This is a genomic window from Colwellia sp. MB3u-45, assembly GCF_014077005.1.
GTDB lineage: Bacteria > Pseudomonadota > Gammaproteobacteria > Enterobacterales > Alteromonadaceae > Cognaticolwellia.
The window spans coordinates 72,718-89,598 of the sequence record NZ_JACGVC010000050.1; the positions used below are offsets into that span (position 1 = coordinate 72,718).

Annotated in this window: 11 protein-coding genes; 3 read left to right on the forward strand and 8 right to left on the reverse strand. The window is 40.3% G+C overall.

The features are described 5' to 3' along the window. Positions 1-275: 275 nt before the first annotated feature. From H4J41_RS13865 to lrp, 8 genes are all read right to left on the reverse strand, one after another. Positions 276-3,701, reverse strand: a complete 3,426-nt coding sequence (locus H4J41_RS13865; RefSeq protein WP_182136778.1) for a S8 family serine peptidase — start codon at positions 3,699-3,701, stop codon at positions 276-278. A 789-nt stretch (positions 3,702-4,490) separates the two neighbouring features. Further along, positions 4,491-6,164, reverse strand: a complete 1,674-nt coding sequence (locus H4J41_RS13870) for a SulP family inorganic anion transporter (protein ID WP_182136779.1) — start codon at positions 6,162-6,164, stop codon at positions 4,491-4,493. 499 nt (positions 6,165-6,663) lie between these two features. After that, positions 6,664-7,944, reverse strand: coding sequence for a serine--tRNA ligase (serS, locus tag H4J41_RS13875; RefSeq protein WP_182136780.1), 1,281 nt, complete (start codon positions 7,942-7,944; stop codon positions 6,664-6,666). 25 nt (positions 7,945-7,969) lie between these two features. Further along, positions 7,970-8,371, reverse strand: a complete 402-nt coding sequence (gene crcB / locus H4J41_RS13880; RefSeq protein WP_182136781.1) for a fluoride efflux transporter CrcB — start codon at positions 8,369-8,371, stop codon at positions 7,970-7,972. Beyond that, on the reverse strand, positions 8,364-9,719 hold the full coding sequence (locus H4J41_RS13885; protein ID WP_182136782.1) for a replication-associated recombination protein A: 1,356 nt from the start codon (positions 9,717-9,719) through the stop codon (positions 8,364-8,366). Before H4J41_RS13885 ends, crcB begins: the two co-directional genes overlap by 8 nt. Beyond that, a complete protein-coding gene (lolA, locus tag H4J41_RS13890; RefSeq protein WP_182136783.1) occupies positions 9,706-10,479 on the reverse strand; it encodes an outer membrane lipoprotein chaperone LolA in 774 nt (257 codons plus the stop codon). Before lolA ends, H4J41_RS13885 begins: the two co-directional genes overlap by 14 nt. A gap of 1 nt (position 10,480) precedes the next feature. Beyond that, on the reverse strand, positions 10,481-13,039 hold the full coding sequence (locus H4J41_RS13895; protein ID WP_404842465.1) for a DNA translocase FtsK: 2,559 nt from the start codon (positions 13,037-13,039) through the stop codon (positions 10,481-10,483). A gap of 75 nt (positions 13,040-13,114) precedes the next feature. Continuing rightward, the gene (lrp, locus tag H4J41_RS13900) at positions 13,115-13,597 is read right to left on the reverse strand and encodes a leucine-responsive transcriptional regulator Lrp (RefSeq protein ID WP_182136784.1); all 483 of its coding nucleotides are present in this window, start codon (positions 13,595-13,597) and stop codon (positions 13,115-13,117) included. A 122-nt stretch (positions 13,598-13,719) separates the two neighbouring features. Between lrp and ald the strand changes: the two genes are divergently transcribed. The 3 genes from ald (at position 13,720) to aat (ending at position 16,740) form a co-directional block, all read left to right on the forward strand. Beyond that, a complete protein-coding gene (gene ald, locus H4J41_RS13905; RefSeq protein WP_182136785.1) occupies positions 13,720-14,841 on the forward strand; it encodes an alanine dehydrogenase in 1,122 nt (373 codons plus the stop codon). 225 nt (positions 14,842-15,066) lie between these two features. After that, the gene (trxB, locus tag H4J41_RS13910) at positions 15,067-16,026 is read left to right on the forward strand and encodes a thioredoxin-disulfide reductase (RefSeq protein WP_182136786.1); all 960 of its coding nucleotides are present in this window, start codon (positions 15,067-15,069) and stop codon (positions 16,024-16,026) included. A gap of 3 nt (positions 16,027-16,029) precedes the next feature. Continuing rightward, the gene (aat, locus tag H4J41_RS13915; RefSeq protein WP_182136787.1) at positions 16,030-16,740 is read left to right on the forward strand and encodes a leucyl/phenylalanyl-tRNA--protein transferase; all 711 of its coding nucleotides are present in this window, start codon (positions 16,030-16,032) and stop codon (positions 16,738-16,740) included. The last annotated feature ends 141 nt before the right edge of the window (positions 16,741-16,881 follow it).

Sequence of the window (16,881 nt, forward strand, 5' to 3'; positions counted from 1 at the left end):
TAAACCGAGCAGATTTTGGTTGCTGAGACGTCCAACCTATCACTACATTTTAACCATTAAGAATAAGAAAGTAATTAATCAATTTGGTATGAGTGTTCATAGCGGCCTTGGAGTGAAAGTGCGCTAGTAAGGCACAAAATAAAAGGCGGCTGAATAAATTCAGCCGCCTTTACATATCAACAAGAACGATCAATAAATCATAAGATATTTATTAACGGATCGTATTAAGATTACGCTCGCTTTTTATCGAGATGATAAGCCTTAATTTACTGCTGTTATTTTCCTTTTTTACCTTTTTTACCTTTCTTTGATTCACAGCTTGTAGCGGCATAAGCCATTTCATTAGTACCATTAGTGCTCATGTAAACTTCATTGACTTTGACACTGTCATGTTTTTTATGACAACGTTCTATTTCGCCTTGGAAATTCAAGGTTGCCATGCCACCTTCTGAACTCAACACTTGAAGGTCTTCGCCAGGTACTGGTGCTGTGCCATTGCCATCATTGAAATATGATGAGCCAACACTACCATCGTCATTTTCTATGCCAACGGTTAAGTTTGCAGGAATAAGCGGCAAGTCAGCATAAACAAACCAAATGTTTGAGGTATTCGTTTCTACCCAAACTTGGAAAGTAGAAGTGGTAGGGTCACCAAAAAATGGCACGTTTTCCCATTCATAAATAGTGAACTGTCGTGGTCCTGCATCCAGTACAGCTACATACCAATTACCACCTGCAGCAAGATTTAAGTCTGACCAAAATGGCGCTAAAATATTATTAGGCAGTGAAACGTTGGGTAAATTTTGGTTGGACGCTCCAGCAGCAGAGCCACTGGCGGTGCCTACTTCAATGGTGCCATTCACCGACCAAATAACACTAGAGTAGGTTTGTCCATTGTAATCAAACGAGGGTACGTTCAGGGAGAATGAACCATCATCACAGTTTGCCGGACAACCAAAGGGTACAACTCCGAAGGCTCCTAACGAGAAGTAGCCAAAAGGTGCTGGTGAGCTTTGTAAATTAAGGCCACCCACGTCAAGGAAAACGCTCCAGTCAACTTGATTATCATTTACGTTAACAGGAGATGCTTCTGAGCCATTAGTAATAGCGCTACTGACTGAGCCATCTACTAAACTCATGCCTACAGGTAACATGTCAGTAATATCAATAACATCAATTATTTGACCGTTAGTTACCTTGATTTCATAGTTAAGCACGTCACCTTCTTTCGCCGATGCCATATCGACAGTTTTTGACAAGTTAGGCGTTGAGCTTCGATTGGCGTTAGCGGCAATCGGCATGTGCAAGTCAACATAATGATGGCCCGACGATTTTAGCTTTAACTCACCAAAATTCCAGCCTGCTGGCGCTAATGTGGTGTCAGCCGTGATAGTTATAGTAGCGCTTTCACCTTGATGTAGTGAAATATTTTTAGGTGAAACGCTTACCTCCATGGTGTTACTTTTACCACTTAGCTTCCAATGCCCGTGTTTGTCACCTGTATGCGTAACCACACGGGTCCAGCTACAGGTTCTTACACAGTTGCTTTCTTGCATACTGGCAATGTTTAAGGTACGAGGATCTCCGCCGGTATCTGGGTTAGCGGCAAGAAAGTTTGCAGGCGTCTCACTTAACACTAAGCCTGAGCGTAATACTTTATTGAGTTGTACTCTACCTGCACCAACATCAAAGGGGTCTGCTGAAGTTATGCCATCATCTTTTAGAAGATGCTTAGTTTTAGAGGTCATCATTAAGGCAGATTTTATTTCATAAGGGGTCCAGTCGGTCAGCATGCCTACTAAAGCACCACTACCGGCATTATGCGGACTTGACATAGACGTGCCCGATAAAAAGGCAAATTCAGGCGAAGGTGTTACGCCGTCAGTATTAACTGCTGCCATAATGTCGACACCAGGAGCACCAATATCAGGCTTTAATATATCAAGGGTAGTATTTGGACCACGTGAACTAAAACCAGCAGTGACATCGCCATTAGCTTTATCAAGATTAAGTGTATAACCTTGAATAGAGCCGATAGTATTGGCATTTGATGCAAGCCAGTTTTTCAGTATTTCACCATTAGTGAAACCTAAATGTACCCCAGGTAAAAAGTGAGCATCGCCAACAACGGCTTCACCGTTAGCCGCAGCATTGGCAAGTACAAAGCCACCAGCCCCACCTGCTAGCACATTAGCACCTTTTGCTGTACGTGCTATAGCACCACGATCACAAACCACTATTTCACCATTGAAATGACCTGCTGGAAATGGCACTAAGCATTGCTCCGGTGTGGCATCGTTTTGCGAACCATTTGCTGTTGGGAAGTTACCCGCAAACACGATAGGAGCAGGACCATAACCACGGGTAAAGCCCTTACCAAAAATATTTGCTAAAACATCACCATCACTGGACATATCCACTACCGCGTTTTCTATTTTTCGGTTATGTGTCATTGCTGCGGTAGTACTTACCCAGGGAGAGTTATGGGCAACCGTTGCCGCACCTGGGCCACTATTACCGGCAGAAGTTGATACATAAATACCGGCAGCCGTCGCATTTAAAAAACCGAGTTCTACGGGATCACTATAAGGGTTTTCTCCCCCTGAAATAGAATAGTTTAATGATTGAATACCATTGGGCAGATTAGAAGCATCTACTACCACTTGGTCAATGGCGGCTAATAACGCTGAACCCGGGCAGCTGTCAACACAAACATCATACATAATAATATTTGCATGAGGAGCAACACCTGATATATCACGAGTTAAATCAGTTGTTGGCGCATACATAACCGCAGGTTTTACAAAGTTTCCTGCTGTGGTACTGGCCGTATGACTACCGTGACCATCACTGTCTTCAGGCGAGTTAGGATCGGCTGGTGTTTGCACCATATCCCAAGCACCTATCAGTTTGTCATTACAAAACCCTGGGTTAGTTTCACAATAGCTACCTGGCAGGTAATTGCCAGATCCTAATGGATTTTCATGATCATAACCATCACCGCCTATATCAGAAAATGAAGGATGATCATGATTAATACCGCTATCTAAGATGGCTACCACAGCGCCTTCACCCATTGAGCCTTGCATGTGATAACCGTGGTTACCATGTTGTTTACCATCACTATGACTACCTTGCCAGATTTTATCTGCCCCTATCCATTTTGGACCTACATCAGTCAAAAGATATTCAATGCGCTCTTTGCTGACACTAATGACATTGGGTAAGGTAGCCAACATTTTAGCTTCTTGTTGATTGAGCTCCATCGCGACACCATTAAAGGCATGTTGATATTTATATTTCACATCAACTTTACGACCAAAGGCACGTTCAGAATGTTCGACTAAATCCACTTGCTTGGTTTTTAAAAACTTAGCATATTGTTTACTTGCTTTTGAATTGGCATTGAGTGACTTCACTCCTAAAGTTGCCGGGTTTGTGGCGCTAAATGCTTCAATACCACCTTTATAGCTTGCTACTGAAGGTGCATTCATTCTGACTATATATATCGACTTTTTATGGTCTGCTGACACTTTTTTATAGTTTTCATTAATAGAAACAATACTCTTAGCCTGAAAGTCGTGCGCGGTTATATTTATCTTTTCAGCATTGGCCGAAAGCGCTACAAACATACCGAGAAAAAAGCTAGATAGTCGTTTTATATTATGTAAATTATAGGGGGGGATCTTTTTACTTATCATTGTTTATATCTCCAATTATTTGAAATAATTTCCGAGAAGCGCACAACAAAAGCGCTAATACATCACGGTAAAATATAATGTAATAAAATGAATATTTACCTGTTTCTACCAAAATATTTTTTTAATTAATATCAATCACACCATTACAATTTATTTAAGTTACCTAAAGGTCAGTGCTTGTATTTAGCCACTAGCACTGACCTTTAAACCTTAAAAGGCCTTAGATATTATTTAAAAACAAGCAGAAATAATGGCTTATTTCTCCCGATACAACTCATATTTTGGTGTTTGTGTTAAATATCATAATTTCAATTATATTTTTGCTTTTATGAACGAAAGTCGTTCTTTATATACAAAAGCAATAATTATACTTTGATTAATCATTTTTTAATTAACAACTCGTTATAGAAAGCAAACATTACGTTCGTTGTTAAGTGTAAAAATATGACAATTAGCTATAATTTATTACTGTTTATATAGTAAACACTTGAACTAACTCAGAGCTAGGGTAAGTCAATTTGCATAAAAACCACATTAAGATCTAGCTCAATGAGGTTTTCAATAAGACAGAATGACCAATATTGGTCAAACATGAAACATCTAGCTACATCTTGTAATGATAGTTTTTCTTACTCATTTAGCCATCTTGCTCAACCAAATAATTTTAGTCAGCGCTATCACAATTTCTTTCCACTGCGCGATGACTCAATCGCCTATATGTTTTTAAATGAAAGTATTGGCAAAGTGAATTAACTACATTCATAGTTTGATAAGCTCAAAACAGTATGACTATAGGCTTAACGGCGCTATTAGTGTGCGCTTTTCAACATAATTTAATGCCGCTTGTAGGGCTTCATGGCGATAGGTATAAGTGTTTTCTTTAGGCACCATAGCTAATAACTCAAATTTTTCTAATTGTTTTCGCGTTTGCTGATTTGGGCACAGTAAGAACACGGCACAATTTGCCTCTCGGGCATCTTTAATCACATTTTCAAGCGCCAAACCGACGGTGACATCGAACATAGGTACGTCGGTTAAATCAAGAATCATCGCTTCATAATCACTGACACGGCTATGTTGACGAGCAATAGCTTTTGAGACACTAAAAATCATCGGCCCTGAAAGATAAAAAAATAGCACTTTACCATTGGCGCGATCTAATAATACTCGTTCACCGTCGGTTAGCGGTACCACATCTTGATCTGTGTCACTGATCGCCTTTACTTGCTTGGCTTGTGCTCGACTCAGTTGTTCAATAATAAGGATGTTAGAGATAAATACGCCCAGCCCTACCGCTACAATCAAATCAACAAACACGGTTAATAACATAACGCCATACATAATCATCATGCCTTGTAGGCTGACTTTATGGGCGCGTTGAATAAAGCTCCAATCTAAAATATTTAAACCAACATAAACCGCAATACCGGCTAATACGGCCATCGGAATAGGCTCGGTTAGGCCACCTGCAATTAATACCACCAGTGTTAATACCAGTGCCCTCACCATGCCTGATAACGGCGAACGCGCGCCAACTTGAATATTAGTAACTGTGCCCATAGTGGCGCCAGCGCCAGGTAAAGCGCCAAATAATCCTGAGATCATATTGGCAAGCCCTTGGCCACGTAGCTCCTTATCTGAGTCATGCTCTTTTCGGGTCAGTGAGTCACCAATAACCGCGGTTAATAAAGTATCAATACAGCCTAGCGTGCCTAAAACAAGAGCATCAACCACCATGGTCATAAACATGTCAGCCGTAAAGTGTGGAATAACTAAAGCAGGTAAACCTGCAGGAATTTCTCCAATACGGCGAATACTGTCGATATCAAAAAATACAATGGACAATAAAGTCACGGCTACTAAAGCAACAAGTTGTGCAGGCACGTATTTTCGATACTGTTTTGGGAAGAAAAATAATACCGCTAAGGTCAGTATGCCAAGTAATAACTCGCTAAAATTAATATTTGATAGGATATTAGGCAGTGCTGATATTGTGCCTAAAACTCCACCGGCTGGGGCAGCTTGGCCTAACAGTGGTGACAGTTGTAAAATAATTAAGATCACACCTATACCTGACATAAAGCCAGATATAACACTGTAAGGCATTAAGGTAATGTATTTACCCAACTTAAGTGTGCCGATTAATATTTGAAAGGCACCCGCCATCATGACCACAGTAAATGCCATCGCCATGCCTGATTCAGGATATTTCGCCATCATACTGGTAAGCACAGCGGTCATGATCACTGTCATCGGCCCGGTAGGCTCTGAGATCAGCGATGTTGACCCGCCAAATAAGGCCGCAAAAAAACCAACTAAAATAGCCCCCCAAAGCCCGGCTTCAGCACCGGCTCCTGACGCTACGCCAAAAGCGAGCGCCAAGGGTAAAGAAATAATAGCGGTTGTGACACCACCAAAAATGTCACCTTTGAGATTTATATCGTTAAAGCGCTCACCAAACAAAACTTGATTCCTTGCCTTTGTTTAAATTAACTAATTCTAGCAAAACTTTAATGAGATAAGTACAGAAATAGCTTTAGATCAACGCTATTTAGATTGCCACAATAAGACACATTTATAATAGTGATTTAAACCATAATGGCGAACATTACTGCGTGCAAATCCTACCCGAGATATAGTTAATATTAAACGAGATAAAATTAATCCCGTAAACTGCTATTAGTTTATCTATCACACGCAATGACAGCATGCATAGCCTTCTTTAAAAGGGTGAAATACCTCATACTGCGCTTCGCCAATGGTTAGCTATTATGATGTTTGGGCTTGTGTCTGATATGAATTAAAACCCCATCAATAAACAGAGTGTTAAAGGTTTTTCCAACAAGCTCTATTTTGATGCTAATGCTGATGAAAAGTTTACTTTTTAATTTGTTGAAAAAAAGATAAAAAAAATCCAATAACTAGGTATTGGATTTTATGATAAAACTTTCATTAACGCTGATTAGTTTATGTTGGTACAACCTTTCATATAAGGTTGTAAAACCGTGGGTACATTAATACTACCGTCAGCTTGTTGATAGTTTTCTATCACAGCAACTAGCGTGCGACCCACTGCCAAACCTGAGCCATTGAGTGTATGAACAAGCTCTGTCTTATTAGTTTCACTATTTCGATATCTAGCTTGCATTCTACGGGCTTGGAAATCTGCCATGTTTGAGCAAGATGAAATTTCGCGATAGGTATTTTGTGCCGGTAACCATACTTCAATATCAAAAGTTTTTGTCGCACTAAAGCCGATGTCACCGGTACATAACACAACAGTACGATAAGGAAGTTCTAATTTTTCAAGAATTTTTTCTGCATGACCAGTTAACTCTTCTAAAGCTTTAAAAGAATCTTCAGGTTTAACAATTTGTACCATTTCAACTTTGTCGAACTGATGTTGGCGAATTAAACCGCGAATGTCACGACCATAAGAACCCGCCTCACTACGAAAACATGGGGTATGAGCACACATTTTAATGGGCAATTCTTGTTCGTCAACAATCTCGTCACGCACTAAGTTCGTTAACGGAACTTCAGCAGTTGGGATCAAAGAGAGTTTTTTATTGTTGAGTTCGGTATGGAATAAATCTTCACCAAATTTTGGTAACTGGCCAGTACCGTATAAAGATTCATGATTGACCAAGTAAGGCACATACATTTCTTGGTAGCCGTGCTCTTCACTGTGCACATCTAACATAAATTGTGCTAGTGCTCGGTGTAATTTAGCAATTTGACCGCGCATAACAGCAAAGCGCGTACCCGCAAGCTTGGCACCACTTTCAAAGTCTAAACCTTTACCTAGAGCAGTGGCAACGTCAACATGATCTTTTACTTCAAAGTCAAATACACGCGGCGTACCCCAACGTTTAATTTCTACATTGTCGTCTTCACTTGCACCGGCAGGCACTGACTCATGAATTAAATTAGGTATGGCTGAAGCGATAAGGTCAATTTGCGCCAACACTTGCGTTTGTGCTTCTTTCGCGGCTTCTAACTCATCACCGAGTTTACTCACTTCGGCCAACAAGGGCTGAATATCTTCGCCACGGGCTTTCGCTTGACCTATCGACTTAGAGCGAGTGTTACGCTGATTTTGCAAATCTTGCGTGCTAATTTGGATCGCTTTACGTTGCTCTTCCAACATAATTAATTGCGCGGTGTCTAATTTATATCCGCGTTTAGCGAGCTCAGTTGCGGTATTTTCGATGTCTGTTCTAAGTAATTTTGGATCAAGCATGATATATCAGTGTTTTCTTTGTTATTTACTTGTTAAAAATAGATACAATATACATACCTAATGCCGCTGCAAAAATGCATAAACTGACATTAAGTAAGATGTTTATTGTCGCTTTAAATATGTCGCCTTGTTGTATTAATAACAAGGTATCTAATGAGAAGGTCGAAAAGGTGGTAAATGCGCCTAAAAAGCCAATACCAATAAGTGTTCGATAAATACTAACCTCAATAACACCTTGTTCAATTAACCCATAAAGTGCTCCCATGATCAGGGAGCCGGAAATATTAACCGCCAGCGTCGCAAAAGGGAATCCTTTTCCGAGCCAATTGAAAATTAATTGTGAAATGTAAAATCTAAAACTCGCACCAAATGCACCCCCTATGGCGACAAATAGATATAAATAAAAGTTGCTTAGCGTATTAGTCATAACGTTTTTGGTCACTTTGTTGGTCTAACTGGTTTAAATAATTTAACTTATCACGCAGTTGCTTTTCTAATCCGCGATCTGTGGGTTGGTAAAGTGTTGTTTGGGCTATTGCTTCTGGAAAGTAATTCTCACCGGCAGCAAAACCACCAACTTCGTCATGAGCGTAACGATATTCTCCACCGTGCCCTAATTCTTTAGTAATAGCGCTGGTCGCATTTTTTAAATGTAGCGGTACGTCAAGGTCACTGGTTTTAGCGGCCAAAGCTTTTGCTTGATTGAATGCGGTATAAACGGCATTACTTTTCGGCGCTAATGCCATATAAACTGTAGCTTGTGCAATCGCTCGTTCGCCTTCACTTGGACCAACACGTTGAAAAGTATCCCAAGCGTTCAGGGCTAATTGCATCGCCCTTGGATCAGCATTGCCAATATCTTCACTGGCAATCGCTAACAACCGACGAGCAACATACAGCGCATCACCACCACCGGTTAAAATACGGGCATACCAATATAGTGCGGCGTCAGGGTCTGAGCCGCGAACTGATTTATGAAAAGCGCTAATTAAATCATAAAAGGCATCACCACCTTTGTCATACAGGGCAATTTTATTACCCGCTACTTGAATGAGCTGGGCTTTATTCAGTATTTGTTGGTTATTTTCAACGTTAGTAATTTCTAAACAGTTCTCAAAGAGGTTAAGTAACCTACGGGCATCACCATTTGCCAAAGCAATAAGTTGCTTTTTTGTTGCCTCGTCAATAATAATATCAAAGGTTGAGCTTTGCTCTTGATAACTTATCGCACGGGCCAAGACATTACTGAGGTTGCTTTCACTGAGTTTTTTTAAGGTGTAAACACGAGCTCGCGATAATATCGCCTGATTGAGCTCAAAAGCCGGATTTTCAGTGGTTGCACCAATAAAAATAATAGTGCCGTCTTCAATATGTGGTAAGAAGGCATCTTGCTGACTTTTGTTAAAACGATGAACTTCATCAACAAATAGTACGGTTCTACGTTGTTGGTGGGTAGCACGGTCTTTGGCATTTTCAATCGCCTGTCGTATATCTTTAATGCCTGACGTTACTGCAGAAACTCGTTCAATATCGGCATTGGCGTGATTGGCAATAATTTCTGCAATCGTGGTTTTACCTGTGCCAGGTGGCCCCCAAAATATAAGGGAATGCACCTTACCTTGCTCGATAGCCAAAGCTAATGGCATGCCTTTAGCTAAGATATGTTCTTGGCCTTCATACTCAGCAAGCGATTTAGGTCTTAATTTTGCTGCTAAAGGCTTAAAACTGTCATCTTCAGCAAAACCTAGATCAAGTGAACCATTAGCGTTGATCATCTAAATAAACACCTTCGGGAACAGAAAACGTAAATAAATTCGCCTTAGGCGCTTTATCTTGATGTGTTAGGGTAATGACACTTAATTGGCCCGTGGCATCAAGAATATTAAACGCGGCAAGTTCGAGGTGGTTAAGCTTTTGTACAAAGCTAAGTTCTAAACTTTTAACACGAGCATTTTCATTGTTAGCGCTGATTAAATAACGATTATCTGTTAACTGCTTTACGCTATAATCTTGCCATAGCTGCTCGTCATTACTGGTGATTAATAAAATGGGTGTATTAGCTATCGCACTTTCTAAGGTATAGACACTGACCTGTTCAACAAACGGGTCATAAAACCACAGGTTTTTACCGTCTGAAACAATCAATGACTCATCGGGCATGATGGTTTGCCAATTTACTAAATTGGGTTTGCTAACGGCAAGTAACCCACTGCCTTGTTGTAATTTATTGCCCGCTTCATCAAAAATTTGCTGATTAAACTCAGCGCTAAAAAATTCAATTTTAGCTAATATTGCCATTAATTCACGTTTACTGTCATCGGCCTTTTTTTCAGCGGTATGAGATTCGACATTGCTAGTCGTCATGCTCACTTCATTGTTGGCAACACTGCTCTCTGCACTGGTTTTTACTGTGGTTTTTAGCTCTGCTATCACTTCACTTTCAGCACTTAAAGCAAGGCTAGTCGTTGATAATGCGGTACTAAAAAGTGTGGCGATGACCACAGCATTTTTTATCAATTTTGTCTTGGTTAGCATATTATGGCTCCTTAATTGGCGGTGGCGCTAGTACTTCTCGTGCGCCATTATTGCCCGGTTTGGTTACGACACCATGTATTTCCATTTGCTCGACAATACGGGCTGAACGGTTGTAACCAATTCTAAATTTACGTTGAATACTGGAAATAGAGACTCGGCCATTTTCAGTAATAAAGGCGATGGCTTCGTCATATAAAGTATCGAGTTCTTCTTCGCTGTCAGCGTCTGCTTGTTCACCTGGTAAAAGAATGTCTTGGTCTGAGCCGCCTGACAAAATGTCTTCGATATAATTAGGCTCAGCTCTTGATTTCCAATCATTGACTACCGCATGCACTTCGTGATCATCAACAAAGGCACCATGAACTCGAATAGGTACAGCTTCACCTGGCGGTAAATAAAACATATCCCCCATACCCAATAACTGATCAGCACCTTGCTGGTCTAGGATAATACGAGATTCAATACGAGATTGCACTCTAAGCGCCATACGGGTTGGAATATTGGCTTTAATTAAGCCAGTAATAACATCGGCTGATGGACGTTGCGTGGCTAAAATTAAGTGAATACCTGCGGCACGGGCTTTTTGTGCTATTCGAGCTATCAGTTCTTCTACTTTTTTACCCACTATCATCATCATGTCAGCAAATTCGTCAACAATAATCACGATTGATGGTAATTTACCTAAAGTAGGAGGTGTTTGCGTAAAAGCATCACTAGCTTGCCATAAGGGGTCAATCAGTGGTTCTCCCGCGGCGATGGCTTTAGCGACTTTGTCGTTATAGCCCTTAAGATTTCTCACCCCGAGTTTCGACATTAATTGATAACGACGTTCCATTTCACCTACACACCAACGCAAGGCGTTAGCGGCTTCTTTCATGTCAGTGACCACTTCAGAAAGTAGATGAGGAATACCGTCATAAACTGATAATTCAACTTGTTTAGGGTCAATCATGATCATACGGACATCTTCCGGCGAAGATTTATACAATATGCTGACAATCATGGTATTTACCGCAACAGATTTACCCGAACCTGTTGTACCTGCCACTAATAAATGCGGCATTTTCGCTAGGTCGGCAATCACAGGTTCGCCAGATATATCACTACCGATGGCCATGGCTAAATTTGATTTTGAATTAGCAAACTTGTCGCAAGCAATCACATCGGAAAAGAATACGGTTTCGCGATGTTTATTAGGTAATTCAATACCAATAACTGATTTACCTTCAATAACTTCTACCACACGCACACTTTTAGCTGATAACGAACGGGCTAAATCTTTCGATAGGTTGGTAATTTTACTGGCCTTAACACCTGGTGCTAAGTTTAATTCAAAACGGGTAATGACCGGACCAGGAAAAACACCCACCACTTCGGCTTTAATGCCAAATTCAATAAGTTTTGCTTCCACTAAGCGAGAAACTAGGTCTAGTTGTTCTTGATCAATCGGATTTTTAACCCTGTCGGTACGATCTAACAAATCTAATGACGGCATGTCATGATGGTTTGGCGCTGCGGGCTTATCATTTTCTAATTGCTGGTAAATTTTGTCATGCAATGTGGCCGGCTCTTCAACAATAATTTTTTCAACTGGCTCAAATGCCGCTGCAATTTCATCAGCACTGACGTGTTCTTGCACATTGATGGCTAGCGGCTCACCCATTAACTCGTCGATATCAACATAGGGTTCTTTTTCACGGGTGTTATAAGCACTGTCGTCATCACTTTTGGCAAAAATACTCTCATATTCTGTATCACTGATGGTCTCCAGCGCTTTTTTTACTTCTTCCGGCTCTTTCTCAAAAGCAATATAATGCTCAGTTACACTACTGTCAGTGTCACTATTATCACTGTCATTATTATTTTCCATATTTAAATCTTGTAATACTTGTTCAGTGTCATCAGATATTGCTGCTTTGGACTCTTGTTCAGGCTTAGTGCCTAAATGTTGCTTGATCAGCGCGGGTATCGTTAAGCAGTATTCAATGGCGATAATGGCGTACTCCCCTACTCTGTCAATAGCCTTAAGCAGCGAAATTCCTGTTAGCAAGACGAATCCTGAACCGCAAAATGTTACAAATAACAAGGTGCTACCAATGAATGATAAATACGGCAAGAGTGAGTTACTTAATACATCGCCTAGAATACCGCCAGCAGAGAAGTAAAAAACATCGTCAAAATTCATACTGGCAATCGAGGTTATGCCAATATAAAACAAGATGAAACCAATAAATTTCAAGCCAAGTGTAAGGTAATCTAGTCGGATTAATTGGTGATATTTTTGAAATAATAGCCAACCGATAATTGCGATAACAAAAGGTAAACTGTAGGCAACTAAACCAAATAAGTTTAATAACAAATCAGATAAATAAGCCCCCACTGCACCACCTAGATTACGCACAGAACTTTGATAACCTGTTTGTGACCAACCAGGATCTGCGGGATCAAAACTAAAGAGCGCCAACATGATAAACATGGCAAAGACGCAAAAGACTAAAAGTCCTGCTTCGAGGAGACGTTGAACGCCGTTTAACTTTGGAGATGGAGAAGACAAATGCACACTCTTGAAAAAATTATCATTATATTAAGCTTAAAATACCAAAAATTAGCGATGAATAAAACGTAATACCGAACATTAGCGCTTTATTGGCAAGAGATTTGACGATTTTACCTCTTCCATCACGACATAAGTTCTACTTTCACTCACCGCAGGCAGTCTTAATAAGGTATTACCGAGTAACTCACGATAAGCGGCAATATCAGCCACACGTGTTTTCAATAAAAAATCAAAATCCCCTGAGACCAAATGACATTCTTGAATAACATCTAATTCATGAACCGCTTTGGAAAAGTCATCAAATACATCTGGGCTAGTTTTGGTTAACGTAATTTCAACAATGACCAATAACGCGGCATCTAATTTTTGCGGATTTAGCATGGCCTGATAACCGAGAATAAAACGGTCATTTTCCAGACGTTTTACTCGCTCTAAACAAGGCGTAGCACTTAAGCCAACCCTTTTTGACAATTCAATATTAGATAAACGGCCATTTTTTTGTAGTTCAATCAAAATATTTTTGTCTATACGATCAATTTTTTTAGCTGTTGATGAACTCATATATAATTCGCTATAAAATAAAGCATTAACAGGATTATACCCTAATTTAGTGAAAAAAACGATAGGTTAATCCGCTATAAAGTCATTATACTAGCTCCATATTTTACCGCAGAGATAAAGCTATGATTATTGGTGTACCTAAAGAAATAAAAAACCACGAATACCGTATTGGACTAACTCCAGCAGGTGTTAAAGAGTTAGTTGTAAATGGCCACAACGTTATCGTTGAAAATAATGGTGGAGCAGAAATCGGTTTTGATAATGAGCAATACATTACCGCCGGTGCAAAAATTATTGATACCGCAGCAGAAATTTTTGCTACTGCTGACATGATCATCAAAGTAAAAGAGCCACAAACCAATGAGTGTAAAATGCTTCGCCCTGGCCAAGTACTGTTTACTTACTTACATTTAGCCCCAGATCCAAAACAAACAGAACTGCTTGTCGCTTCTGGCGCTACTTGTATTGCCTACGAAACAGTGACTCAACATGGCGGTGGCTTACCTCTTTTAGCACCCATGTCTGAAGTGGCCGGCCGTATGTCTATTCAAGCAGGTGCGCACGCATTAGAAAAAGCACAAGGCGGTTTGGGCGCATTATTAGGTGGTGTACCTGGTGTTGCTCCTGCCAAAGTACTTATTATTGGTGGTGGCGTTGTTGGTACTCAAGCAGCCCGTATGGCTGTTGGTATGGGCGCTGATGTGACCATTTTAGATCGCTCTTTGCCACGTCTTCGCCAGTTAGATACAGAGTTTGATAGTCGTTTAAAAACAGTCTATTCAACGGCTGATGCTATGGACCAGCTTATTGTTGAAGCTGACTTAGTTATTGGTGCAGTATTGATCCCTGGTGCTGCAGCACCTAAATTGGTTACGGCACAACACATTAAAATGATGAAGAAAGGCGCTGTTGTAGTTGACGTTGCCATTGACCAAGGTGGTTGTTTTGAAACATCAAAAGCAACTACTCACCAAGACCCAACTTATATGGTTGATGATGTCGTACATTACTGTGTCGCTAATATGCCTGGTGGTGTCGCAAGAACATCAACGCTGGCTTTAACCAATGCTACTATGCCATTTACAGTTACTTTGGCAAATAAGGGTGCTAAACAAGCAATGCTTGATGACGTACACTTAATGGCTGGTTTGAATGTTTTAGGTGGAAAAGTCACTTATAAGCCTGTTGCTGATGTACTAGGTTATCAGTATGTTAGACCAGAAGACGCTATAGCAACATTATAGGCTTTACTGGATAACATACTTAAAGCCGCTAGTTAATAGCGGCTTTTTTTATTAGCGATTCTAATAGCGCCAAGATTACAAATCTATGGGCCATTTGTAAAAATAGCCTTGCAGTTTTGCAAAATAAGTTATTAATTATAATTATTTCTTTGTTGCTCTCTTGAGATAATCACTTAGAATCCCAACCATTGTCACATCAACGTATTTTATTTTTTGGAGTAGTTCATGAGCGAAGCAAGACATTGCCCGTTACTCATATTGGGTTCAGGCCCTGCAGGATATACCGCAGCTGTTTATGCCGCACGAGCAAATTTAAAACCTGTGATGATTACAGGTTTACAACAAGGTGGTCAATTAACCACCACCACTGAAGTAGAAAACTGGCCCGGTGATGCCGATGACCTAACAGGCCCAGCATTAATGGACCGTATGCAAAAACATGCGGAAAAATTTGATACTGAAATTATTTTTGACCACATCAATGAAGTTGACTTTAGTGAGAAACCGTACAAATTAAAAGGTGATTCTGGCTATTATACTTGTGATGCCCTTATTATCTGTACTGGCGCCTCAGCGCAATACCTAGGGCTACCTTCTGAAGAAGCCTTTATGGGTAAAGGTGTTTCTGCCTGTGCAACCTGTGACGGATTTTTCTATAAAAATCAAAAAGTTGCAGTTGTTGGTGGTGGTAATACCGCGGTTGAAGAAGCCTTATATTTATCAAATATTGCCTCTGAAGTTCACTTAATTCACCGTCGTGATACCTTTCGCTCAGAAAAGATTTTGATCACACGTTTAATGGATAAAGTGGCCAACGGTAATATCATATTACACCTAGACCGTACGTTAGACGAAGTACTAGGTGACAATATGGGTGTAACAGGTTTACGCCTTAAAGACATGAAGTCAGATGCTACCGAAGAACTTGATGTTATGGGTGTCTTTATCGCGATTGGCCATAAGCCAAATACTGATATATTTAATGGCAAACTTGAGATGAAAAACGGCTATTTAACTATTCAAAGTGGTACGAATGGTAACGCGACACAAACCAGTATTGAAGGTATTTATGCGGCTGGCGATGTTGCTGACCATATATACCGTCAAGCTATTACTTCAGCTGGTGCTGGTTGTATGGCAGCACTAGATGCCGAGCGTTACCTCGACGCAAAAGGTAGTCGCTAGTCAATGAAACGAGCTATTCCTTGGTTATCTTCGAATAGCTCAACTTTCCCTGATTTATCTAGCGCCTTAGATGAACCAAACGGTCTTCTTGCTTTCGGCGATGACTTATCACCCCAGCGAATTATTCAAGCTTATCAACTCGGGATTTTCCCTTGGTTTAGTGATGGCGATCCGGTGATGTGGTGGAGTCCAAATCCACGTGGGATTATTAATATTGCTCAGCTTAATATTAATAAAACACTACAAAAAATACTTAAGCGCGAGCTTTTTAGTGTCACACTCAATAAAGATTTTAAGCAGGTTATTGAGCTATGTGCTGATGCACCCTTTCGCTGTGAGGAAACTTGGATTGTTAATCCAATGCTATCAGCTTATAAAAAACTACATGCTCAAGGTAAGGCCCACTCGATTGAAGTTTGGCAAAATGAGCAATTAGTGGGTGGATTATATGGTGTGGCCGTTAACGGTTATTTTTCTGGTGAATCAATGTTTTACCGAGAAAGTAATGCCTCAAAAGTAGCCTTGGTGTATTTAGCTAGCTTACTAAAATCAATAGGTATTGAGCTTGTTGATTGTCAAATGTTGAATCCTTTTTTAGCGTCAATGGGTTGTATTGAAGTATCCAGAGAACAATTTATTACCCAGCAAGTAGCGGCAAAAGCTATCGTACCGCCAGCCAACTTTTGGCAACCTAGGCCACTAACTTTAGCCTGATCCAAGATACCCACTTATAATATTTTTGTTAAGCATTATTTTATAGTTTGCCTAGATAAAATCAAAATATTCCATAAGTTAAACTCATCAGTAAATCAAGGCAAGTTGCTCAATGGGTAATGGCTGATTATTGCGATTGAG

Coding starts and splice junctions, on each gene's coding strand:
- H4J41_RS13865 (WP_182136778.1), bottom strand. CDS start 3,701: ATGATAAGTAAAAAGATCCCCCCCTATAATTTACATAATATAAAACGA.
- serS (WP_182136780.1), bottom strand. CDS start 7,944: ATGCTTGATCCAAAATTACTTAGAACAGACATCGAAAATACCGCAACT.
- crcB (WP_182136781.1), bottom strand. CDS start 8,371: ATGACTAATACGCTAAGCAACTTTTATTTATATCTATTTGTCGCCATA.
- H4J41_RS13885 (WP_182136782.1), bottom strand. CDS start 9,719: ATGATCAACGCTAATGGTTCACTTGATCTAGGTTTTGCTGAAGATGAC.
- lolA (WP_182136783.1), bottom strand. CDS start 10,479: ATGCTAACCAAGACAAAATTGATAAAAAATGCTGTGGTCATCGCCACA.
- lrp (WP_182136784.1), bottom strand. CDS start 13,597: ATGAGTTCATCAACAGCTAAAAAAATTGATCGTATAGACAAAAATATT.
- ald (WP_182136785.1), top strand. CDS start 13,720: ATGATTATTGGTGTACCTAAAGAAATAAAAAACCACGAATACCGTATT.
- trxB (WP_182136786.1), top strand. CDS start 15,067: ATGAGCGAAGCAAGACATTGCCCGTTACTCATATTGGGTTCAGGCCCT.
- aat (WP_182136787.1), top strand. CDS start 16,030: ATGAAACGAGCTATTCCTTGGTTATCTTCGAATAGCTCAACTTTCCCT.